The organism is Actinophytocola oryzae, from assembly GCF_004364325.1.
In the GTDB taxonomy this organism is placed as follows: domain Bacteria; phylum Actinomycetota; class Actinomycetes; order Mycobacteriales; family Pseudonocardiaceae; genus Actinophytocola; species Actinophytocola oryzae.
The window spans coordinates 341201-364062 of the sequence record NZ_SOCP01000003.1 but is presented as its reverse complement, the minus strand read 5'-3'; the positions used below and the strand labels follow the sequence as shown (position 1 = coordinate 364062).

General features: G+C 69.1%; 22 protein-coding genes. 12 read left to right on the top strand and 10 right to left on the bottom strand.

What is annotated here, in order from left to right:
• Nucleotides 1-3 precede the first annotated feature (3 nt).
• Nucleotides 4-1206, top strand: coding sequence for a serine/threonine-protein kinase (locus tag CLV71_RS09095; RefSeq protein WP_279588717.1), 1203 nt, complete (start codon nt 4-6; stop codon nt 1204-1206).
• Here CLV71_RS09095 and CLV71_RS09090 read toward each other — a convergent pair.
• Both CLV71_RS09090 and CLV71_RS09085 read right to left on the bottom strand, forming a co-directional pair.
• Entirely contained in the window at nt 1203-2582 is a 1380-nt protein-coding gene (locus CLV71_RS09090) for an aspartate aminotransferase family protein (RefSeq protein WP_243866313.1), read from the bottom strand. The genes CLV71_RS09095 and CLV71_RS09090 overlap by 4 nt on opposite strands.
• A 79-nt stretch (nt 2583-2661) precedes the next feature.
• Entirely contained in the window at nt 2662-3108 is a 447-nt protein-coding gene (locus CLV71_RS09085) for an Lrp/AsnC family transcriptional regulator (protein ID WP_133902188.1), read from the bottom strand.
• A gap of 108 nt (nt 3109-3216) precedes the next feature.
• Here CLV71_RS09085 and CLV71_RS09080 point away from each other — a divergent pair, with 108 nt between their 5' ends.
• From CLV71_RS09080 to CLV71_RS47555, 6 genes are all read left to right on the top strand, one after another.
• Nucleotides 3217-4431: an ABC transporter substrate-binding protein gene (locus CLV71_RS09080; protein ID WP_133902187.1), complete on the top strand. Its 1215-nt coding sequence runs from the start codon at nt 3217-3219 to the stop codon at nt 4429-4431.
• A 97-nt stretch (nt 4432-4528) separates the two neighbouring features.
• Nucleotides 4529-5620: an ABC transporter ATP-binding protein gene (locus tag CLV71_RS09075; protein ID WP_208297483.1), complete on the top strand. Its 1092-nt coding sequence runs from the start codon at nt 4529-4531 to the stop codon at nt 5618-5620.
• Nucleotides 5617-6534 (top strand): ABC transporter permease, encoded by a 918-nt coding sequence (locus tag CLV71_RS09070; RefSeq protein WP_133902185.1) that lies wholly within the window; start codon nt 5617-5619, stop codon nt 6532-6534. The genes CLV71_RS09075 and CLV71_RS09070 overlap by 4 nt, the downstream gene beginning before the upstream one ends.
• Nucleotides 6535-7335, top strand: coding sequence for an ABC transporter permease (locus CLV71_RS09065; RefSeq protein WP_133902184.1), 801 nt, complete (start codon nt 6535-6537; stop codon nt 7333-7335).
• Nucleotides 7336-7381: 46 nt separating this feature from the next.
• The gene (locus CLV71_RS09060; RefSeq protein WP_133902183.1) at nt 7382-8578 is read left to right on the top strand and encodes a saccharopine dehydrogenase family protein; all 1197 of its coding nucleotides are present in this window, start codon (nt 7382-7384) and stop codon (nt 8576-8578) included.
• A gap of 68 nt (nt 8579-8646) precedes the next feature.
• A complete protein-coding gene (locus tag CLV71_RS47555) occupies nt 8647-8790 on the top strand; it encodes a hypothetical protein (protein ID WP_166664011.1) in 144 nt (47 codons plus the stop codon).
• Here the strand turns inward: CLV71_RS47555 and CLV71_RS09055 are convergent.
• Nucleotides 8787-10220 (bottom strand): gamma-aminobutyraldehyde dehydrogenase, encoded by a 1434-nt coding sequence (locus tag CLV71_RS09055; RefSeq protein WP_133902182.1) that lies wholly within the window; start codon nt 10218-10220, stop codon nt 8787-8789. The two genes, CLV71_RS47555 and CLV71_RS09055, sit on opposite strands and share 4 nt — an antisense overlap.
• A 138-nt stretch (nt 10221-10358) precedes the next feature.
• Between CLV71_RS09055 and CLV71_RS09050 the strand changes: the two genes are divergently transcribed.
• Nucleotides 10359-11306, top strand: a complete 948-nt coding sequence (locus CLV71_RS09050; RefSeq protein ID WP_133902181.1) for a hypothetical protein — start codon at nt 10359-10361, stop codon at nt 11304-11306.
• Between the two features lie 166 nt (nt 11307-11472).
• Nucleotides 11473-12150 carry a sensor histidine kinase gene (locus tag CLV71_RS09045; RefSeq protein ID WP_133902180.1) on the top strand — a complete coding sequence of 226 codons (678 nt, stop codon included), beginning with the start codon at nt 11473-11475 and terminating at the stop codon, nt 12148-12150.
• Here the strand turns inward: CLV71_RS09045 and CLV71_RS09040 are convergent.
• The 5 genes from CLV71_RS09040 to CLV71_RS09020 form a co-directional block, all read right to left on the bottom strand.
• Nucleotides 12145-13047: a pentapeptide repeat-containing protein gene (locus CLV71_RS09040; RefSeq protein WP_208297482.1), complete on the bottom strand. Its 903-nt coding sequence runs from the start codon at nt 13045-13047 to the stop codon at nt 12145-12147. The genes CLV71_RS09045 and CLV71_RS09040 overlap by 6 nt on opposite strands.
• A 13-nt stretch (nt 13048-13060) precedes the next feature.
• On the bottom strand, nt 13061-14362 hold the full coding sequence (locus CLV71_RS09035) for an NAD(P)/FAD-dependent oxidoreductase (protein ID WP_133902179.1): 1302 nt from the start codon (nt 14360-14362) through the stop codon (nt 13061-13063).
• Between the two features lie 5 nt (nt 14363-14367).
• Entirely contained in the window at nt 14368-14574 is a 207-nt protein-coding gene (locus CLV71_RS09030) for a ferredoxin (RefSeq protein WP_133902178.1), read from the bottom strand.
• A gap of 115 nt (nt 14575-14689) precedes the next feature.
• Nucleotides 14690-15265, bottom strand: a complete 576-nt coding sequence (locus tag CLV71_RS09025) for a ferric reductase-like transmembrane domain-containing protein (protein WP_133902177.1) — start codon at nt 15263-15265, stop codon at nt 14690-14692.
• Nucleotides 15259-16737, bottom strand: coding sequence for a DUF1996 domain-containing protein (locus CLV71_RS09020; RefSeq protein ID WP_208297481.1), 1479 nt, complete (start codon nt 16735-16737; stop codon nt 15259-15261). Before CLV71_RS09020 ends, CLV71_RS09025 begins: the two co-directional genes overlap by 7 nt.
• A 710-nt stretch (nt 16738-17447) precedes the next feature.
• Here CLV71_RS09020 and CLV71_RS09015 point away from each other — a divergent pair.
• Nucleotides 17448-17990, top strand: a complete 543-nt coding sequence (locus tag CLV71_RS09015; protein ID WP_341771489.1) for a sigma-70 family RNA polymerase sigma factor — start codon at nt 17448-17450, stop codon at nt 17988-17990.
• A gap of 80 nt (nt 17991-18070) precedes the next feature.
• Here CLV71_RS09015 and CLV71_RS09010 read toward each other — a convergent pair whose 3' ends face one another.
• Entirely contained in the window at nt 18071-19048 is a 978-nt protein-coding gene (locus CLV71_RS09010; protein ID WP_133902175.1) for an alpha/beta hydrolase, read from the bottom strand.
• Nucleotides 19049-19126: 78 nt separating this feature from the next.
• Here CLV71_RS09010 and CLV71_RS09005 point away from each other — a divergent pair, with 78 nt between their 5' ends.
• Entirely contained in the window at nt 19127-20107 is a 981-nt protein-coding gene (locus CLV71_RS09005) for an NAD-dependent epimerase/dehydratase family protein (RefSeq protein WP_133902174.1), read from the top strand.
• 177 nt (nt 20108-20284) lie between these two features.
• Complete coding sequence (locus CLV71_RS09000) at nt 20285-22243, top strand: Xaa-Pro dipeptidyl-peptidase (RefSeq protein WP_133902173.1); 1959 nt, start codon at nt 20285-20287, stop codon at nt 22241-22243.
• 44 nt (nt 22244-22287) lie between these two features.
• On the opposite strand, the gene CLV71_RS08995 is transcribed toward CLV71_RS09000, so the two are convergent.
• A complete protein-coding gene (locus CLV71_RS08995) occupies nt 22288-22650 on the bottom strand; it encodes a hypothetical protein (protein ID WP_133902172.1) in 363 nt (120 codons plus the stop codon).
• Nucleotides 22651-22862 lie beyond the last annotated feature (212 nt).

Here is a 22862-nt window from a genome sequence, read left to right as displayed (position 1 = left end):
CCCGTGATCCTCGACGGCCGGTACCAGTTGGGGCCCCGGCTAGGTCGGGGTGGGATGGCCGATGTCTACGAGGCGTGGGACCTGCGCCTCCAGCGGGCGGTGGCGATCAAGCGGTACCGGGCGTTCCCGTCCGGGACCGGGATGCAGCGGTTCATCTCCGAGGCGGAGCTGCTCGGGAGCCTCTCGCACCCGGGGCTGCTGACCGTCTTCGACGTGAGTCTCGACGGTGAACGTCCTTTCCTGGTACTGAGTCTGGCCAGGGGCGGCACGCTGAGGGACCGGCTCGACATCGGCCCGCTCGGTCCGTCGCGGGTCGCGGAGATCGGGGTGTCGGTCGCCCAGGTCGTCGAGTACATCCACGCGCGCGACATCGTGCACCGCGACCTCAAGCCGTCGAACATGCTGTTCGACGAGGAGGACGACTGCTACCTCGCCGACTTCGGCATCGCCAAGGCCCTGGGTGCCGCGAACATCACCGACTCGAAGGAGTTCGTCGGCACGGCCGGGTACCTGGCGCCGGAACAGGTCGAGGGCCGCCATCCCGGCCCGCCCGTCGACGTCTACGCGCTCGGGCTCGTGCTGCTGGAATGCCTCACGGGCCACCCCGAGTACACGGGCACCGACGTCGAGATGGCGCTGGCCAGGCTGGCGAGGCCGCCGTACGTACCGGACACCTGGGGCCCGAACTGGCAGGCCGTGCTGACCGCCATGACCGCGACCGATCCGGAGAAGCGGCCCGACGCGGGACAGTGTGTGAACCTGTTGCGTGCGTTGCAGGCAGGCCAGACGGTCCCGATGGTCTCGCCGGTCCTCGCCCGCTCGCGGCGCGTGTTCGCCGGCGTGGCCGCCGCGGCCACGGTCGTCATCGGGACGCTCGTGTTCACCGTCGGCCAGCTCCAGCTCTTCGAGGAGCCGGTGGTGGACCCCGTGAAGATCGAGAGCACGGCCACCCCGTCCCAGAAGTCCACATCGGACACCCCGTCGCCCGAGCCGACGCGGGAGACGCGGGAGGGGAGCGTCCCGCCGGAGGAGGTCGACCCCGTCGACCACGACGGCGCCCCGGCCGAGACGCCCAAGGACGCCGTCAGCCCCGACCTCAGCCCCGGCCGGGGTCCCGGCGACGACCAGGGCAGGGGAAAGGCGGGCGGACCTGGCAGGGCGAAGCTCGGGGGCCCGGGCCCGGCTGCCGGACCAGGCAGTGGTTAGCGGATACCTCGGGGGCGGGCTGGCCAGAGCCGTGTCGACGCCTCGGTCAGGACCTCCCGCAGGATGCCCTCGATCTCGGCGAACTGGGTCTCCTCGCAGATCAGCGGCGGCGCCAGCTGGATGACCGGGTCCCCCCGGTCGTCGGCGCGGCAGTACAGGCCGTTCTCGAACAGCGCCTTCGACAGGTAGCCGCGCAGGAGTGCCTCGGCCTCGTCGTCCGAGAAGGTCTCCTTCGTGCTCTTGTCCTTGACCAGCTCGATGCCGAAGAAGAACCCGTCGCCGCGGATCTCGCCGACGATCGGCAGGTCGGACAGTCGCTCCAGGTAGGACCGGAACAGCGGCGAGTTCTTCCGCACGTGTGCGTTGAGGTCTTCCCGCACGAACAGGTCCAGGTTCGCGAGCGCCACGGCCGACGCGACCGGGTGACCGCCGAAGGTGACGCCGTGGGCGAACGAGTTGGTGCCGTGGCGGAACGGCTCGGCGAGGCGGTCGCTCGCGATCATCGCGCCGAGCGGGACGTAGCCGCTGGTCAGGCCCTTGGCGCAGGTGATGATGTCCGGCTGGTAGTCGTAGTGAGTGGCGCCGAAGTACTCGCCGAGGCGGCCGAAGGCGCAGATCACCTCGTCGGACACCAGCAGCACGTCGTGGCGGTCGCAGATCTCCCGCACCCGCTGGAAGTACCCGGGTGGCGGCGGGAAGCAGCCGCCCGCGTTCTGCACCGGCTCCAGGAACACGGCCGCGACAGTGTCCGCGCCCTCGAAGAGGATGGCCTCCTCGATCCGGTCCGCCGCCCAGCGGCCGAACGCCTCCGCGTCGGTGCCGTCCGGTCCAGCGGTCCCGGCGGGCGCCCGGTACAGGTTCGTGTTGGGCACCCTGATCGTCGAGGGCACCAGCGGCTCGAAGTCGGCCTTCAGACTGGGCAGCCCGGTGATCGACAGCGCGCCCATCGAGGTGCCGTGGTAGGCGATGGCCCGCGAGATGACCTTGTGCTTGGTCGGCTTGCCCGCGAGCCTGAAGTAGGCGCGGGCGAGCTTCCACGCACTCTCGACCGCCTCCGACCCGCCGGTCGTGAAGAACACCTGGTTGAGGTCGCCGGGGGTCAGTGTCGCGAGCCGCTCGGCCAGCTCGACCGCCTTCGGGTGCGCGTAGGACCAGATCGGGAAGTACGCCAGCTCGCGAGCCTGCTTGGCCGCCGCGTCGGCCAGCTCCTCGCGGCCGTGGCCGACCTGCACGACGAACAGGCCGGACAGCCCGTCGAGGTAGCGCCTGCCGTTCGTGTCCCAGATGTACGGGCCCTCGCCGCGTGCGATGGTCGGCACGGGCGCGTCCGCGTACGACGACATACGCGTGAAGTGCATCCAGAGGTTGTCGGCCATGCTTCGATTACCGCACATAAACCGGCGATCAGCAAGCGTGAAGCTCGGTGGATCGGGTGAACCGCTGCGGATTTCGTGGCTAGACGGTGCCCCAGGAGTACGTCTGCTTCCGGAGCTTCAGGTACACGAACGTCTCGGTGCTCGTGATCCCGTCGACCGCGCGGATCTTCTTGAGGATCTCCATCAGGTGGTCGTCGCCCCTCGCCACCACCTCGGCCAGCAGGTCGAACGAGCCCGCGGTGATCACCACGTAGTCGACCTCGGGGATCTCCGCCAGCCTGTCCGAGGCCGTCTCCAGGTCACCCGACGTGCGGATGCCGACCATCGCCTGCCGGGGGAAGCCCAGCTGCATCGGGTCGGTGACCGCCACGATCTGCATGACCCCGGCGTCTAGCAGGCGCTGCACGCGCTGGCGCACGGCGGCCTCGGAGAGCCCGACGGCCCGCCCGATCGTGGCGTACGGGCGACGCCCGTCCTCCTGCAGCTGTTCGATGATCGCCTTGGAGACGTCGTCGAGATCCGCCATCAAACCTCCCTGATTACGGCCATGAGTCTGGCGTATTTCGTTGCGTAGCGCGACCGTGACAACGGAATCCCTTGTCCACTGGGAAAGTGCGTGTCAGTATCAGTCGCCATGCGAACCAGGGCCCCCACGCCGCTCTCCCCGGAGGCGGCGGCAGTTCTGTCGGGACAGAACCGAACGTCCCGCAGGACCGTCCTGCGTGGCCTGGTGGCCGCGACGGGTCTGCTGGCCACCGGCTGCGGCATGCCGGGCACCCGCCAGGACCCGGCCGCGTGCCGCGCCACCGACGAGTCCGGTTCCGACAAGTCGCTCGTCGTGTCCAACTGGCCCCTCTACATCGACGTCGACGAGGACGACGAGTCGAAGCGGCCGACGCTCGACGCGTTCATGTCCCAGACGGGCATCCAGGTCACGTACCAGGAGGACGTCAACGACAACAACGAGTTCTTCGGCAAGGTGCGCAACCAGCTCTCCACGTGCCAGGCGATCGACCGGGACATCGTCGTCCTCACCGACTGGATGGCGGCGAGGATGATCCGGCTCGGCTGGGTGCAGCCGCTCCGGAAGGACAAGCTCCCCAACGTCGACGCTAATCTGCTGCCCCAGCTGCGTGGCCGCCCGTGGGACAGGAAGACCGAGTATGCCGTGCCGTGGCAGAGCGGTCTCGCCGGCATCGCGTTCAACGGCAACGTCACCAGCGAGGTCCGTACCGTAGAGGAGCTGCTGACCCGGCCCGATCTACGGGGCAAGGTCACGTGCCTTTCCGAGATGCGGGACACCATGGGCCTGATCCTGCGGTCGAACGGCCACGACCCGTCGGACTTCACCGAGGAGCAGTTCGACGGCGCGCTCAACACGCTGCAGGCGGCCGTCGACTCGGGGCAGATCCGCCGCTTCACCGGCAACGACTACGCGCAGGACCTCGCGAAGGGCGACATCGCGGCGTGCGTCGGCTGGTCCGGCGACGTGATCCAGCTGAACTTCGAGGACGAGAAGGTCCAGTTCGTGGTGCCCGAGTCCGGCGCGATGCTGTGGTCGGACAACATGCAGGTCCCCAACGAGGCCACGCACCAGACCAACGCCGAAATGCTCATGAACTACTACTACGAGCCCGCGGTGGCTGCCGAGCTGGCCGCGTACGTCAACTACATCTGCCCGGTGGTCGGTGCCCAGGACGAGATGGCGAACATCGACCCGGAGCTGGCGGAGAACGAGCTGATCTTCCCCAGCGAGTCCACGTTGGCGAACACGAAGGTGTTCATGGCGCTCAACGAGGCGCAGGAACGCATCTACGAGCAGCGGTTCCAGCAGGTGATCGGAGCATGAACCATGGCCGTGAGCGGGAGCGCCGTTGGCGGAGGAGCGAGAGCGAACTATGAACGCTGACCTCGTACTGGAGAACGTTACGAAGCGGTTCGGGGCTATGACCGCTGTCGACGACCTCAGCGTGACCGTGCCGCAGGGCAGTTTCTTCGCGCTGTTGGGCGCGTCCGGCTGCGGCAAGACCACGACGCTGCGCATGGTCGCCGGGCTCGAGGAGCTGACTGACGGCACGATCCGCCTGGGGGACAAGGACATCACCGGTCTGCGTGCCTACCGGCGGCCGGTGAACACGGTGTTCCAGAGCTACGCGCTCTTCCCGCACCTGAACATCGAGGACAACATCGCGTTCGGGCTGCGGCAGCGCGGCGTGAAGGACGTCGCGAAGAAGGTCGCGGAGATGCTGGACCTCGTGCAGTTACCCGGGTTCGCCAAGCGCAAGCCCGCACAGCTCTCCGGCGGCCAGCAGCAGCGGATCGCGCTGGCCCGCGCGCTGGTCAACGAACCACAGGTGCTGTTGCTGGACGAGCCGCTCGGCGCGCTGGACCTCAAGCTGCGCAGGCAGATGCAGATCGAGCTGAAGCGCATCCAGACCGAGGTCGGCATCACCTTCCTGCACGTCACCCACGACCAGGAGGAGGCCATGTGGATGGCCGACACGGTCGCGGTGATGAACAACGGCCGCATCGAACAGCTCGGTGCGCCGACGGACATCTACGAGTACCCGTCCTCGCCGTTCGTGTCGAACTTCCTGGGCCAGTCGAACCTGTTCGCCGCCGAGGTGTCCGGGAAGGACGGTGACGACGTCCTCCTCACCGCGCACGGGGAACGGTTCGCCGCGCCGGTCGGCCGTGCTCGTTCGACGGACGGCCGGGTCTGGCTGGGCGTGCGGCCGGAGAAGGTGCGGCTCGCGGTACCCGGCGAGGAGGCACCCGCGTCGCACAACCAGGTCAGGGGAGTGCTGACCGACACGTGCTACGCGGGGGTCAGCACCGAGTACCTGCTCAGAACCCCGTGGGGACAGGAGATGTCGGTGTTCTCGGCGAACGCGGCCGCCGGGGAGCCGCTGTCGCCGGGCACCGAGGTCGTCGCGCACTGGTACCCGCCGCACTCGTTCGTACTGGACCGCCCGGCAGGCAGTGGCGACGACGAGGTGGCCCAGTACTCGGCCGACCCGCTCGGGATCGCCCCGTGACCGCGCTGGTCGGCGCTGCGGCGACCACGAGCGCGGGTCCGCCGGTCGAGGCGCCGCCTCCCGTGTCGCGGCGGCGGAAGTGGACGCCCTACCTACTCCTGTTACCCGGTGGGTTGTGGCTGCTGCTGTTCTTCGTCGTGCCGTCGGTGCAGCTGGCCGGCACGAGCCTCTACGACCGGGCGGGCAGCCTGGAGCTGGGTTACTCGCAGACCTTCGCGTTCGGCAACTACGTCGACGCGATCGCCGCGTACTGGCCGCACCTCGTGCGGTCCGCCGTGTACGCGGGTCTCGCGACGATCATCTGCGTGGTGCTCGGCTACCCGCTGGCGTACGCGATCGCGGTGAAGGCGGGCCGGTGGCGCAACCTGATGCTGGTGTGCGTGATCGCGCCGTTCTTCACCACCTTCCTGGTGCGCACGCTGGCGTGGAAGTCGATCCTCTCCGACAACGGTGCCCTGGTCGGGTTCTTCCGCGCCCTGCCGTTCTTCCCCGACGACTTCCGGCTGCTCGCCACACCGGCCGCGGTCGTGTGCGGGCTGGTGTACAACTTCCTGCCGTTCATGGTGCTCCCGCTGTACGCGAGCCTGGAACGGTTGGACGGCAGGCTGTTGGAGGCCGCCGGTGACCTGTACGCCAAGCCGGTCACCGCGTTCCGGCGCGTGACGCTGCCGCTGTCGATGCCGGGCCTGATCGCGGGCACGCTGCTGACGTTCATCCCGGCGGCGGGCGACTACATCAACGCCGAACTGCTCGGCACGCCGAACGAGTACATGATCGGCAACGTGATCGACTCGGCGTTCCTGGTACGGCTCGACTACCCGCAGGCCGCCGCGCTGTCGTTCCTGTTGATGGCGACGATCCTCGTGATGGTGTTCAGCTATGTCCGCGCGGCCGGGACGGATGAGGTGGTCTGAGTGCGGTTCTGGCGCTGGGTGGCGGACCACTGGGTGCTCGTCGTCGGGCTGGTGGTGCTGGCGTACCTGTTCCTGCCGATCGTCGTGGTGTTGCTGCTGTCGATCAACAAGCCGACCAACCGGCTCTCCTACGACCTGTCGTCGCAGTGGACACTGGAGTACTGGCTGCATCCCTTCGGTGCGGCCGGGATCGGTGACGCGCTGCGGGTGAGCGTCGGCATCGCCCTGGTGGCAACGTTGGTGGCCACGATCCTCGGTACGCTGATGGCGTTCGCGCTGGCACGGCACCGCTTCCGCGGCCGGGCCACGACGAACGTGCTGATCTTCCTGCCGATGGCCACCCCCGAGGTGGTGATGGGCTCGTCGCTGCTCGCGTTGTTCGTGACGCTGCGGGTGCCGCTCGGGTTCTGGACCGTCGTCGTGGCACACATCCTGTTCTGCGTGTCGTTCGTGGTCGTCACGGTCAAGGCGCGGCTCGCCACGCTGGACCCCCGGCTGCAGGAGGCCGCGATGGACCTGTACGCCAACGAGGTGCAGACCTTCCGCAAGGTCACGCTCCCGCTGGTGCTGCCGGGCATCGCGGCCGCGGCGATGCTGTCGCTGTCGCTGTCGTTCGACGACTTCATCATCACGAACTTCAACTCGGGCACCACGGTCACGTTCCCGATGTACGTGTGGGGTGCGGCACAGCGCGGGATTCCCCGCCAGGTCAACGTGATCGGTACGGCAGTGTTCGTGCTGGCGTTCGTGCTCGTGGTCATCGTGCAGCTACGCGGTCGGCGGAAGGCCGAGTTCGTATGAGCGGAGTTCGCGGAGCACATCATCGATGTTCGGGTGAGGGGACAGCATGAGGGTGCTCCAGATCGGTGCTGGCGCGGTGGGTTCCGCGGCCGTGGCCATCGCCGCGCGGCGGAAGTTCTTCGAGTCCTACGTGGTGGCCGACTACTCGGCGGCCCGTGCGGACGCGTGCGTGGTCGACGCCCGGTTCTCGTCGGTGACCGTGGACGCGTCCTCTGCCGACGCGGTCGCGGACCTGTGCCGGGCGCACCGGATCACGCACGTGTTCAACGCGGTCGACCCGCGCTTCGTCATGCCGGTCTTCGAGGGCGCGCTGGCCGCTGGTGCCGACTACCTCGACATGGCGATGTCACTGTCCACACCGGACCCCGAGGCGCCGTACTCGCGACCCGGCGTGAAACTGGGCGACGACCAGTTCGCGCAGGGCTCCCTGTGGGCGTCCAGGGAACGTCTGGCGCTCGTCGGCATCGGTGTGGAGCCGGGGCTTTCGGACGTCTTCGCCCGCTACGCCGCCGACCACCTGTTCTCCGCGATCGACGAGGTCGGCGTGCGCGACGGCGCGAACCTGGTCGTCGACGGCTACGCCTTCGCCCCGACGTTCTCGATCTGGACGACGATCGAGGAGTGCCTGAACCCGCCGGTGATCTGGGAGTCGGACCTGGGCTGGTACACCACGGAGCCGTTCTCCGAGCCGGAGGTGTTCGACTTCCCCGAGGGCATCGGCCCGGTCGAGTGCGTGAACGTCGAGCACGAGGAGGTGCTGCTGATCCCGAGGTGGGTGTCCGCCAGGCGGGTGACGTTCAAGTACGGCCTCGGCAACGAGTTCATCGAGGTGCTGAAGACACTGCACAGGACCGGCCTGGCCTCCGTCGAGCCTGTCCAGGTCGGCGGCGTCTCGGTGTCGCCGCGTGACGTCGTGGCCGCGTGCCTGCCGGACCCGGCGGGCCTCGGGCCGCGGATGCGTGGCAAGACGTGTGCGGGCACGTGGGTGCGTGGGCTGGACCTCTCCGGCGTGCCCCGCGAGGTGTACCTCTACCACGTGGTCGACAACGAGTGGTCCATGCGCGAGTACGGCCACCAGGCCGTCGCGTGGCAGACGGCGATCAACCCGGTCGTGGCACTGGAGCTGCTCGCCTCCGGCGCGTGGTCGGGGACCGGCGTCCTGGGTCCCGAGGCCTTCGACGCGGTCCCGTTCCTGGACCTGCTGAAGGAGTACGCCTCCCCGTGGGGCATGCGGGAGCAGTGACTTCGGGAAAACCGGGAGCCCTCCCGCTGCCGGAGTTCTACCGTGGTGTGTGACGAAGGGAGCACACCATGTTGCGACAGCGACGCCAGGCCAACGCGATCCGTCAGCGTCAGCTGCGGGAGCTGCTCGACGGTCCGCCGGAACAGGTCGAAGAACCGGAGAAGCCGCCCGACGGCGAGGACGCCGTCGAGCAGCTTCCCGCCGAGCCCTAACCGATGTTGTGCATCACGTGCTTGACGCGCGTGTAGTCCTCCAGCCCGTACATCGACAGGTCCTTGCCGTAGCCGGAGTGCTTGAAGCCCCCGTGCGGCATCTCCGAGATGAACGGGATGTGCGTGTTCACCCACACGCAGCCGAAGTCGAGCGCGGCCGTCATGCGCATGGCCCGGCTGTGGTCCCTGGTCCACACGGACGCGGACAGGCCGTACTCCACGCCGTTGGCCCAGGCCACGGCCTCGGCCTCGTCGGTGAAGCGCTGCACGGTGATGACCGGGCCGAACACCTCGTCCTGGATGATCTCGTCCTGCTGCCGTAGCCCGGAGACCACCGTGGGGGCGTAGAAGTAGCCTCGGTCGCCGACCTGCTCGCCGCCCGCCCGCACCGACGCGTGGTCCGGCAGCCGCTCCAGGAAGCCGCTGACCCTGGACAGCTGGTTGGCGTTGTTCAGCGGGCCGTAGAGCACGTCCGGGTCCGACGGCGGCCCCGTGCGGGTGTTGCGTGCCTGCTCCGCCAGCGCCGCCACCAACTCGTCGTGCAGGCCGGGGCCCGCGATGACCCGTGTGGCCGCCGTGCAGTCCTGGCCCGCGTTGAAGTAGCCGCCGACCGCGATGGCCTCCGCCGCCGCGGCGATGTCGGCGTCGTCGAAGACCACCACCGGGGCCTTGCCGCCCAGCTCGAGGTGCACGCGCTTGAGGTCCTGCGCCGCCGCCAGTGCCACCTCGCGGCCCGCGCGGACCGAACCGGTGATCGACACGAGCTGCGGGACCGGGTGCGCGACCAGCGCACGGCCGGTGTCCCGGTCGCCGCACACCACGTTGAACACGCCGTCCGGGAAGAACTCCGCCGCGATCTCGGCGAGCAGCAGCGTCGAGAGGGGAGTGGTGTCGGACGGCTTCAGCACCACCGTGTTGCCTGCCGCGATGGCGGGGGCGATCTTCCAGACCGCCATCATGAGCGGGTAGTTCCACGGCGTGACCTGCGCGCAGACGCCGATCGGCTCGCGGCGCACGTAACTCGTGTGCCCCGCCATGTACTCGCCCGCCGACTTGCCCTCCAGTACACGGGCGGCCCCGGCGAAGAAGCGGAAGTGGTCGACCGCGGGCGGGATCTCCTCGTCAAGGGTCAGCTGCCGGGGCTTGCCGGTGTTCTCGCACTCGAGGTCCACCAGCTCGTCGGCCCTGGCCTCGATGGCGTCGGCGAACCTGAGCATGGCGAGCTGGCGCTGCTTCGGCTCGGTCGTGCGCCAGGTCTCGAAGGCGGTCGACGCGGCTCGCATGGCGGCGTCGACGTCCTCCGGCCCGGACAGCGGCGCCGACGCGAAGACCTCACCGGTGCTGGGGTCGACCACGTCTGTGTACCGCCCGGTGGCCGGTTCGGTGTACGCGCCGTCGACGAAGTTCCGGAGTGTGCGCTTCTCGCTCATGCCTGCCATCTTCACGACTGAATCCGTGGCAGGCAAGCCCGTCGGCGACTGTTTTCGCGTTGAATCGGTGCGCAAAACACTGGCCGAGATCTTCCGTTCTCCCTGACAGGGCGACCATGATCCAGTAGATTCGAACGTATGATCGAAACTGGTCGAGTGGTCGCAGTCGTGTGTGCCGTGGTCGCCATGGTCGGTGCTTCCCCTGCCGCGGCGGTGGGTCCCGGCCGGGCGGAGTGCGTGTGGTCGGCGGAGCTGCTTCCCCTGCCGGAGGGCGCGTTCGCCGGGCGGGTCACCGGCGGCGCGGGCGACTGGCTGGCAGGCGTCGCGGACGACCAGGGCGTCCTGTGGCGGCACGGCAGGCTCGTGGCGGCGGGGCGGGCGTTCGGCTCGGCCACCGAGCTGCGGGCTGTCAACCCGGACGGGATCGCGGTGGGCAGTGCGGCCGGGACGGACGGGCGGCCGCGTGCCGTGCGGTTCGACGGGGCGTACGAGTACCTGCCCGCAGGCGGCACGTCGGTCGCCATGGACGTCAACGCGCGTGGCGACGCGGTCGGGTACGACGGCGCCGCGCTCGTGGTCTGGCCCCTGGACGGCCCCGCGCGAATTCTCGCCATGCCATCGGGTTATGCCGCTTATCGGCAACCGATTATCGATGATGACGGCACCGTCGTCGCGCGCACCGGGCATATTCAGAACGGGAAACTCCGGTGGCAGGGATTCGCGTGGAATCCCGACGGCCCGCGCGTGCCGGTGGAGCTCGGCGACGTGCGGGACATGCGGGACGGGTTCGTGGTCGGCGCCGCGGGTGAGGACATGGTCGCGGCAGGCTGGGGGCTCGACGGGCGGCCCGCGAAGGTCTTCCCCGGTGGCACGGCGGCCGTGGCGGTCGGCCGGGACGGGGTGGTCGTCGGGGCGGGCCGGGTCGGGGAACCGTTGCTGTGGAACGGTTCGACGCCCGTCCCGCTGCCCTCGCCCGCAGGCTACGTGCCCGGCTCGGTCACGGCGATGGGGGATCGGGAGGCAGGCGGGTTCGTCGCGCCGGCGAATGATCTCGGGACGTTTCCGGTCCGGTGGACCTGCCATTGAACGCCGATGGTTCGTATATTTCCCACAGTGCCGACTTGACAATTGTTTCCGTTGTCGAGCAACGGTTGTGCGGTAGCTGTGGGTAACTACTATTTTTCCCATGGGGTTGAGCACGCTCAGATGGCGCTTCTACGTTCTCGTAGGCGGCGCAATATCGCTGCTCTTGGTGACGCTTGTCACGACAGTGTTGTCGACACAGGTCTCGTCCGGCGGGTCGTGGGCCCGTCTCGTACCGATCCCGGCCGCGGCCCTGGCCGTCGTCGTCGGGGTCGTCGCGGTGCTCACGCTCACCCGCTGGCTCGACGAGACACGGGACCGCATCCTTCGCGAGAACCGGTCGACCGAACAGCTCGTCCGGCTGCGCGAGGCCGACCGCATCGCGCAGGACCTCGGGTCGACGACCGTGCGCGACCTGTTCGGCATCAGCCTGGCCCTCCAGTCCGCCGCGGCCCGCCACCCGTCGGCCGCACCGGCGCTGCGGGCGGTCACGGCCGACATGGACCGGGTGCTGCGGGAGATCCGCTCCCACGTCTTCAACGGCGACCGCTCGATCGTCGACGTGATCGGGGCACTCGACCCGGAGCTGCAGGCCAGGCCGTCCATCGAGGGCCGGGTGGACCTGAAGGCCCCGCTGGCGCTCGAGTCGTTCCTGCGTGACGTCATGCCGCTGTTCGAGAGCTCGGTCCGCGTGAAGGCGACCGACGAGGACGGCCGGCTGCGTGTCCTCCTGACAGGCACGCAGCCGGACGACCCGACCGTGCTCAAGGAGACGGCCGCCGACCACAACGCCACCACGACGTTCGAGCCGGACCACGTGACCGTCGAGTGGTCGGCCCCGCTATGACCGGACCACGCGTAGCACCTCGGGAACGTCCTCGTCCGGCTCGTCCGCCCAACCGGCGGGCCACCGACGGGTGGCGCTGGCAACCGCGGTGACCCCGGTCAGGTCCGCCTGGCGGCCGGTGGCGGGCTCCTCGCCGAAGTCGACCTCGCCCTCGAACCGGGCGTCGCGGAACGTGGCCCGCTCGAACGAGATCTGGCGCAGGTCGGCCGTGCCCGCGAAGCGGGCGCCGCCGAAGTAGGCGCGGCCGGTGAACCGCGAGTCCCGGAACGCGACGATCTCGTGGAACACCGCGCCCCGGAAGTCGCCCTGGCGGACCAGGCAGTTGCGGAACCAGAAGAACGAGAGCCACGCACCCGTCAGGTTGAGGTCGATGTCCGGCCAGAACCGGCCCGGCGCGGCGGGCTGCAGGTGGGTCTCCAGCACGTTCTGGACCGTGCCGCGCACCTCGCGCTCCTGCCGCGTCTCCTCGCTCGGCTCGTACGGCATCCGGAGGTACGCGCACAGCAGGTTCACGACCGTCTGCCGGTGTGCCGGCTGCCCCTGGGCCAGCCGCTCGAGCGCGTACACGCCTGCGAGCCGCACGGGTGCCTTGTCGCTGCCGAGCTGGTCGGCCGCCTTGCCGTACAGCTCGGTGACCCGACGCTCGTCCGCGTCGTGCTCCTTCTGCTCCAGGTCCAGCTCGACGTACCGCTGGCGGCGCGCGGCCAACAGCAGCGCCGCCGCCCCACCGGCGCCGATCACCAGGCTGGACGCCGTGCGGATGGCGTCCAGTCGTCGTTCGTCGGCGGGGTCGTCACCGCCGACGAACGCCCACAGCAGTGTCACTGCCACCGCGGCAGCCACCACCAGCCCTACGGACCACACCACGATCGTTCTGCTCGACAGCGCTCGCGACACGGCTCAGATGATGTCAGGGGCGCAGCGGTGGCAGTTCGTCGTAGGTCGGGGTCAGGCGGGCCAGCGGCAGCTGGGTCGTGACGTCGGCACGCGGTGCCGGGCGGGAGGGGGAGCGGCGGGCCAGGCGCAGGCGCATGGCCTTCGTCGACTGGGCCTCCAGCTCCTTGGTCCACTTCAGCATCGCGGGCGGGGTGTCCCAGCCGATGAGGCCGACCAGGTTGCCTGCCGCGACGTAACCCGTCACGCGGCGGCTCACCTCGACCGGACCGGTCAGCAGGATGGTGTCCTTCGCGAGAGCCGGGCTGCCCGCACCCTGGATCCGCATGCCGTGCTGGTCGGTCCAGAACCGGGGCAGCGGCGTGTACGGCCGGGCGTTCTGCTGGCCCGCGAGGAGGTTCTCGGCGGCCGCGCGGCCCATCTCGACCGCGTTCAACCAGTGCTCGACGCGCCGGGGCGCGGAGTCGAAGCGCAGGTTGGGCCACCGGGCGGCGTCGCCCGCGACCACGATGTCGTTGGCGCCGATGGCGTGGCACGTCGGCCCGCACATGATGCCGTCGTCCAGGATCAGCCCGGAGCCACGCAGCCAACTCACGGCGGGCACACTGCCGACCGCGAGCACGACGGCGCCCGCGAACACGACCTGGCCGGTGTTGAGGTGCATGGCGATGCCCTCCGGCTGGGGCACCCAGTGGTGCACCCACGCCTTGGTGAGGATCTGCACGCCGTTCGCCTCGTGCAGCGCGCTGATGGTCTGGCTGAAGTCACCGCCCGGCACGTGCCGCAGCAGCGACGGGCCACGCACGATGATCGTCACGTCGCGGCCCATGGCGCGGGCGGCGGAGGCCAGCTCGCACGCCACGAAGCCGCCGCCGATGATGACGAGCGGGTGGCGGGTTCGGGAGAGGTTCTTCTGGAGCCCCATCGCGTCGGCGACCGTCCGCATGACGTGCACGCGCGGGTCGTGGCGGGGCGCGCCCTCGAGGTGGCGGGGCTGCGCGCCGGTCGCGATGATCAGGCCGTCGTAGGGGATCTCCTCGCCGCCCGGCAGGTGGAGCACGTGCTCCTCCGGCTCGAGGTGCGAGGCACGGGTGTTGTAGCGCCAGGTCGCGTCGAGCTCGGTGAGCACCGGCAGCCGCAGGTCACGCGGCCGCATCTTGCCGGTCAGCAGCGGCTTGATCAGCCCTGGCCGGTGGTATGGCCGGTACGGTTCCTCTCCGACGACGATGAGCTCGCCGCCGAACCCCCGTTCCCGCAGCCGCTCCGCCGAGCGCAGACCCGCGGGGCCCGCGCCGACGACGACGATGCGTTCAGCCATTGGTCTTACCTCTCCTCCAACTCGATCGCGAGCGTCGGGCAGCTGCGCACCGCCGCCTGGGCGGCGGGCAGAGCTTCAGCCGGCACGGCACGCAAGTATCGCAACCCACCGCTGGGCGTCAACCGAAACAGCTGTCCGGCTTCCGCGGCACAGATACCGAACCTGCGGCAGCGATCGTTGTCGACGCTGACCCTGTACCTACTTGCGCTCATGACGTCACCGTTCCCGCTCCGTGGCGTCGGAACGCTCCGCAGGCTCCGCTATACCGCCGCCCTCCGCGGGCGCGGCGCCATCCTGAGTGCTGGTGATTCGCTCCGCAAGCTCCGCTCATGGCCCACCTTCCGCGAGTCCTGCGGATTCCAGTGCCTTCGGTGGCACGAACCGCAGCAGCGTCACCGTCACCGTCGGGATCAGGAGCGTCAGTCCGCCCAGGTAGACGGCGGACAGCGTGCCCCTGGCCAGGGCCTGGAAGAACGCGTGCAGGACGCCGAGCACGAACGCCGGGTAGGCGAGGCGGTGGATCCACAGCCAGCGCCAGTAGTTCGTCCAGCGTTTGAGGCCCACCGAGATGGCCGCGGCCAGCATGCCCTCGAACGCGAGCGTCCCGAACGTGTCCCGCAGCGGGCCGGTGAACGGGATGATCACCCGGCCGAGCGGCAGCGCGTCCTTGTCCAGGATCAGGAACGAGACCCCGTGCACGAACGCGAACGACAGGGTGATCGTCGCGAACACCTGGTGGGACGACCGAAGGGCGTGCCTGCCCGTGAGCCGGTCGAACCAGCCCGTCGAGACCAGCACGCCCCACGTGAGCGTCAGGCACATGAGGGCGTACGCGAGCCGTGCCGAGAGTACGGACAGCTCGCGTACGCCATCATCATGGCTCGCAGCAGCGAGTTCTAGCATCGACGCCCGGTGTTGACGCACTGAACGACCTGGTTCATCAGCTGCTCTCCCATCACGTTGACGAAGTCATTGTGGTCGGTGATGGGACTGTGCTTCTCATCGGGGAACGCGTCAAGTGCGAACAGCTTCCCGCGGGGGAGGTTGTACTTGAGGGTGATCCGCAGCTGCGGGATCGCCTTCATGCCCGCCGGGCACTTGCCCTGGGCGTCCGCGAACGCGATGTGCGTGCGGTGGTTCGCACTGTCGGTGTTGCCGTCGTTGCAGCCGGGGAAGTCCGCGATGCGGACGGTCTGGCTGCCGCGCGGGCACAGCGGGTACTTCGCGGTGATGCGGTTCTCGAACCCGGTGCAGGTCCACTTGGCGTTCTGGTTCGCACCGGCCTGGGTGACCGACTTGGCGTTACCGGTCAGGACCCGGAGGAACTGCGGGGCCGCCACGACCGGGCCCGCCGCGTTGCCGCGGAACTCGATCTTCGCCGAGACCGGCAGGATCGGGTCGCCGATGTTGTGCGCGTTCAGCGGGTCGACGGCCTTCGAACCCTTGTTGCGGATCCGGATGATCGGCCAGAAGTACGCCGACTTGTCACCGTTCTTGCAGGTGGTGCCGCCTGCGGCCAGGCTCTCGTTGGTCGAGAAGCCGTCCGTGGTCAGGTTGCCGACGTAGTCGTGCGTGTGCTGTGCACCGTTCTCGTTGCCGGGCGCGGCGATCATGTTCGCCGAGTTGCCGTGGCCGTTCTTGTTGGTGCCGCAGTCGACGGTGAACACGTTGCGCGCGCCGCCGCGACGGGATTGCTGGCCGACGTTTGACGGCCGCACCTTGCGGATGTCAACGAAGTCCTGCGGGAACGGGCCGAGCGCGTCCTGGCACTGCGCGCCACCGGGGAACTGGCCCATCGAGTCGCCCGGGGGGACCGGCGGGGCCGTCTCGGACGGTACGGGGCCGCCCTCGTCGCCAGGGGCGCTCGACTGGGTCGGCGGCTGGCCGTGACCACCGTTGTTGTTGCCACCGCCGTAGCCGCCGTTGCCGCGACCACCGTTGCCGTTGCCCGGGTGGCCGTTCAGGGACAGCAGCTTGTCGGCCGCGTAGTTGTCCATCGGCGCGTCTTCCGAGGTCGAGGTGTCCGTGGCGGACGTCTCGGTGTCGGTCGGCTCGTCGGTCGCCGTGTCGGTGGCGGTGTCCGACGCCGTGTCTGTGCCCGTGTCAGTGGCGGTGTCGCTCGAGGTCTCGGTGTCCGTCGGCTCCTCGGTGGGTGCCGTCTCCGACGGGGGCGCCTCCGTGGTGGTCGTCGTCGCCGGCACGCTCACGGACGGAGGAGCAGGAAGACATTCCTGACTCGCCGCTGTGTTGGACTGGTCGGCGAACGCGTTGCCGTAGATGCCGATGCCAACAGCGACACCCAGCGTCGTCACGGCTGCGACACCCGCGACCACCAGGCGTTTCCGGTTGTACTGCGGGTTCTTGTGTCGACCCATCGTTCACTGCCTCGTTTCGTGTGTTACTCGGGACGCGTCACCGCGTGCGGAGGTAGCGCATCGCGACGGGCGTTGCCTCTGGTGTAGAGGTCGCCGGTCCCAGTGCGGTGGTGTGGTCGACCTCCGCGCCTGCTCCAACGGCGCTTCAGTCAGTTCGTGGTCGACCACGGTGTGGTCGGAGGAAACGGACGCGCGGACCCGCGCTTTGCTCGCGTGCCGTACCTGGTGGTGGCTCGCCGGTGCCGCCCAAGGCCCGGTTCGCACGATCTTCGTCTTCTTCTGTGACGCTTCGGCGGTGGGGGCCTCCTCGCCGTCCTGTGGCCGCGCGGCGGGGGGTGCGCTGCCGGTGGACGACGGGAGGCCGGACACTGAAGGTGTACCCACACCCAGAGCCGCGCAGGCGACTGGGGCGAGTAGCGCCAACAGCGCCACCGCCACGACACGACCGAGGCGTTCTCCCTCCATAATGGACTAAGCGTCGCCTGCGAGTACGCGGGGATCGAGAGGGACGATCCTCGCGAGCTCGGCTTGCCGGTCGCGTCGGGTGCTCATGAGTTCCCTTTCTGTGCAAGGACTTCTCTCGGGGAACCAACACGTGTGGTCACCAGCAAAGACGGATACCTTCGAATCACGGTTCAATCACGGCCAGGAAACAGGTGTGACCTGGGTCACTCGACTTCGGTGCCCATATAGGGCAAAGATGTCTCCCCGTGAGCCGGCCTCCAAGATTGGAACCTGCCGGCGCGGACGACGTCTCGGACAGACATGAGGCGCTCATCAGGGCTCTCTACAGAGAGTTCGGCGGAGCGTTGTTCGGTCACGTACTGTACTTGACCGGCAACGATCGGCAATGGGCTGAAGACGTAGTGCAGGAGACCCTGGTCCGCGCCTGGCGCAACGCGGATCGACTCGACCGTGAGTCAATCGGCGTGCGCGCATGGCTGTACACGGTCGCACGCAACCTGGTCATCGACGGAAGACGCAGCTCGAAGGTGCGTCCGTACGTGGTCGACGCCGCGCCGCTCGACACGATGACCATCCCAGACGATTCGGAGAACTCCTTGTCCGCCATGGTGATCGCCGACGCCCTCCAGGCGTTGAGCCCCAAGCACCGTGAGGCCCTCGCCGAGACCTACCTGCGTGACCGCACGGTCGAGGAGGCCGCGCGGGTGCTCGGTGTGCCCCAGGGCACGGTCAAGTCACGCGTGTACTACGCGTTGAAGGCACTGCGCCACGCGTTGGAGAACGACTGACAACGCTTCCGGGGTAAGGGTTTGTAGGCCGATCGGCCGCCTGTAAGGAGGCGCGACCGGCCTAGCCGCACCGAGAAGTTTCAGCGAGTCGCGCGGACCAACAGCGGGAAAGCCCGGTGCAGCGCCCGCTCCCAGTAGGGCCACGCGTGATGGCCGGGACCGTAGAAGTCGGTCCGTACCGGCACCCCGGAAGCCCGCAACCGGTCCGCCACCGCGACCGACTGCTCACCGAGCAGCTGCTCGAGACTGTCGAAGCCGGCGTCCGGACCGTCCAGTGGCCCGGCCTCGCCGTTGCCCGCGGAGATGTAGACCTTCGTCCCCCGCAGCCTCCTGGCCAGGTCGAACGGGTTGTGTGCTGCCCAGACGTCCGCGTTCGCGACCGGGTCGCCCCACAGCGCGAGCGGGTCGGCGCCGCTGCCACGCACGAGGTCCATCACGAACTGCGTGCTCCTCGTGCCCTGGTAGGTCGGGTGCACGACCCCGCTGAACGACGCGGTGGCGCGGAAGAACCCAGGGTGGCGGGCCGCGTAGGACAGCGCGCCGAACCCGCCCATCGACAGGCCGGCGACCGCGCGGTGCGTGCCGGACCGGTACTGGCGTTCGACGATGCGACGCAGCTCGGTGAGGTGGAAGGTCTCCCACCTCGGGCCGGAGACCCAGTCGGAGTAGAACCCGGCAGGACCACCCTCCGGCATCACGACCAGCATGTTCGTGTGCGCCGTCAGCTCCTCGACGTCGGTCTTGTCGGTCCAGCTGCGGAAACCGGTGTCGCCGTCGCAGCAACCGTGGAGCAGGTAGAGCGTCGGCCACCGCCGTGCCGGGTAGCGGTCGAAGTCGGGTGGCAGCAGCAACCGCACGCCGACGTCGTGCCCGACGGCCGACGAGTGGACAGACAACTCGACCAGTCGGTCGTCGAGCCGAGTGGTCGAGACCACCCACGCACCGGTGTGTTCCGCGGCAGCCGGCAGGGTGAGGAGGGTGCTGAACACCAGCACCAGGGTCAGCAGGAACCCCTTGAACCGCACGATGACCTCCTTGGCGTCGTCACGTGCCCCCAACCGTGCCCTACTTGGTCAACGAACCGATACGTCGTCTCGTTGCCAATCCACTTGCGGCCACTGCCTAACGTTGGCGCCATGGAGCGGATTCTCGTCACGGGCAGCGCGGGTCACCTCGGGGAAGCGCTGGTCCGGGTACTGATGGAACGCGGACACGACGTCGTCGGCCTGGACGTGCTGGCCTCGCCGTTCACGACGGTGGTCGGCTCGGTCGCCGACCGGGACGTGGTCCGTTCGGCCATGCCCGGGGTCACGGCGGTGCTGCACCCGGCGACCCTGCACAAGCCGCACGTCGGCTCGCACACCCGGCAGGACTTCGTCGACACGAACGTCACGGGCACGCTGACGCTGCTGGAGGAGTCGGTGGCCGCCGGGGTCGGGAGCTTCGTGTTCACGAGCACGACCAGCGCGTTCGGCCGCGCGCTCACGCCGGGGGCGGGCCGTCCGGCGACCTGGATCACCGAGGACGTCGTGCCGGTGCCGCGCAACGTCTACGGCGTCACGAAGACCGCGGCCGAGAACCTGTGCGAGCTGGTGCACCGCGACCACGGCCTGCCGGTGGTGGTCCTGCGCACGTCCCGGTTCTTCCCGGAGGCGGACGACCGCGACGAGGTCCGCAACGCCTACGAGGACGCGAACCTCAAGGCGAACGAGTACCTGTACCGGCGTGTGGACCTCCAGGACGTGGTCGACGCGCACCTGCTCGCGATGGCGGCGGCCCCGTCGATCGGCTTCGACCGGATGATCGTGAGCGCGACGACCCCGTTCACGCCCACCCACCTGACCGAACTGCACGGGTCGGCGGCCTCGGTGGTGGCGCGCCTGTTCCCGGACCAGCCCGAGGAGTACGGGCGGCGCGGCTGGCGCATGTTCGACGACATCGACCGCGTGTACGTCAACGACCGCGCCCGCTCGGCGCTCGGGTGGACGCCGCGGTACGACTTCGCGCACGTGCTCGCGTGCCTGTCGGCAGGCGAGGACTTCCGCAGCCCGCTGGCGGCAGCAGTCGGTGCGAAGGGCTACCACACCGAGACGACCGGGATCTACACGATCCGCTGACCTCGCCCCCCGCCTCCTGCCCCCGGCTCCCGCACTGAAGGACGCCTTCAGTGCGCCGAGTGTTACGAAGGCGTCCTTCAGTGCACCGGGTGTTATGAAGGCGTCCTTCAGTGCACCGGGGGGCCTGGCAAACGGTGAACCTTCCACGTGGTGCCGCGCCGCCGGTAGGTTTCCGACATGGCCTTACCTCCCCTGCGCCGGGCCGTGCTGGTCGCTGCCGCGGCCGTGCTGGCCGGACTCGTCATCGCCCCACCCGCCGCGGTGGCCGCGCCCCGCCCACCGCACGTCCAGGGCACCCGAACCGTCCCCGTCTACGACTATTCCAACGCCATCCGGGAGAGCGTCTGGGTCACCACCCGGCTCGACAACGACGGCGACGGGGTGCCGGACAAGGTGGCCGTCGACCTCGTCCGCCCAAGGGAGGCCGCGGCGGGCAGGGTCCCCGTGATCATGGACGCCTCGCCGTACTACCAGTGCTGTGGCCGCGGCAACGAGAGCGAGCTGAAGGAGTACGCGGCGGACGGCACCGTCACGAAGTTCCCGCTCTTCTACGACAACTACTTCGTGCCACGTGGCTACGCGTTCGCCGCCGTGGACTTCAACGGGACCAGCCGGTCGACCGGGTGCGGCGACGTCGGCGGCCGGGAGGAGATCGAGGGCGTCAAGGCCGTCATCGACTGGCTCAACGGTCGAGGCCGGGCCGCGTACGCGGACGGCACCCCGGCCAGGGCCACCTGGACCACCGGCAAGGTCGGCATGATCGGCAAGTCGTGGGACGGCAGCGTCGCCAACGGTGTCGCGGCCACCGGCGTCGAGGGCCTCGAGACCATCGTGCCGATCTCGGCGATCTCCAGCTGGTACGACTACTACCGCGACAACGGCGCCCTCTACACGACCGACGGCGGCCCGCACTGGCTGTCCGGCTATGTCAACGGCAGGCCCGAGGAGGTGTGCCAGCCGGTCAGGGACGCGATCCTCACCGATTCCGACAACGCGACCGGGAGCTTCAACGCGTTCTGGGCGGAGCGGAACTTCGTGCCGGACGCACGCAAGGTGAAGGCCAGCGTGTTCGTCGTGCACGGCATCAACGACGGCAACGTCGAGCCGAAGCACTTCGCCCAGTGGTGGGACGCGCTCGCGAAGAACCGGGTGCCCCGCAAGATCTGGCTCAGCCAGGAGGGACACGTCGACCCGTTCGACTTCCGGCGTTCCGAATGGGTGGAGACCCTGCACCGCTGGTTCGACTACTGGCTGCAGGACCTGCCCAACGGCATCATGCGCGAGCCGATGTCCACGATCGAGCGAGCACCCGACGTCTGGGTGAACGAGCCGACGTGGCCCGCGCGGGGCACGTTCACTCTTCCGGTGTCGCTGGGCGCCGGTGACGGGACCGCGGGCACGCTAAACCTGACACCGACTCGTCCAGGTACTGCAGTGTCAGTCGTGGACGACCCGACCCTGCGTGAGCGGACACTGGTCGCGAACCCGAACACGCCGATCGCGGGCAGGCAGGTGTTCCTGTCGGCGCCGCTGCCGAGGGACCTGCGGATCAGCGGCACGACGACGATCTCGCTGCGGGTCAGGGTGGACAAACCCAACACGGAGCTGTCCGCGCGGCTCGTGGACTACGGCACGGCGACGCGGGTCAACTACCAGGGCTCCGGTGAGGGCATCCGCACGCTGACGACCGAATCGTGTTACGGCGCGTCGAGCCCCACGGATGACGCCTGTTATCGGGACACGGCCAAGGACGTGGTCATGTCCGACGCGGCGGTGATGACCAGGGGCTGGGTGGACGCGGCACACCGTGATTCGCTGTCACACCCGACGCCGCTGCAGCCGGGCCGTTGGTACACGGTGAACTTCGACCTGATGGCGCATGATGTCGTGCTGCCCGCGGGCCGGGTGCTCGGCCTGGTGCTGACGGTGTCGGACACCCAGTACACGGTCCCGACGAGCACGGGCGCGACGGTGCAGGTCGACCTGGGCCGCAGCAGGCTGGGGCTACCGGTGTCGCTGGCGCCGGGCGCGACCGCACTGGCGGAGACCGCGGTGGCACCGACGGTCTCGGCCGTGAACGTCACGGTCCCGTCGACGAAGATGGACCGCGACCTGAACCGGATCCCGATCGGCTGATGTCTTCCGAAGGGCGCGTCTGGAACCCCCGGACGCGCCCTTCACTATGTCCGGCGCCGGATGCGTACCGGCATGCGGTCGCCGGGCACACCCAGGCCGGCGGGCGCCTGGATGAGCGCGCCCAGCTCTCCTGGCGCCCGCAGGGTCAGGACCGCCCTGAGTGTCCACACGGGAGTCGCGCAGTACCACCAGAAGACCCGCGTCGGGGCGAACACGTCGGTGTCCATGCAGGTCGGTACCCGGTAGGCGTGTGCGTTCCCGATGCCGGACAACACGAACACGTCCGCACACCCCTCGTGCTGCAGGACGCCGGCGAGCACTTCGGGTCCGTGCCCGTCGACGCGGAACATGTGCCAGAGGTAGCCGCGTTTGCCTGCGGTCTCCAGCAGTACGTCCAGTTCGCTCACGCCCGCCATGGTGTTCATCGTTCGTCGTGCACCGCGGAACTGCGAATTCCGTGGGTGCCCCGTTGTGTTGACAGATTCTGCTGATATATGACGACAGCGTGTCCGTCGATGGAGGGAATTTCCACTCTCCGTGCGAAAATCCCGTCGCGGACCTCCGTGTCGACCAATGTGAACAGTCGTCCCTGCACTGTCGCCCTCCACTTGTTCTCGGC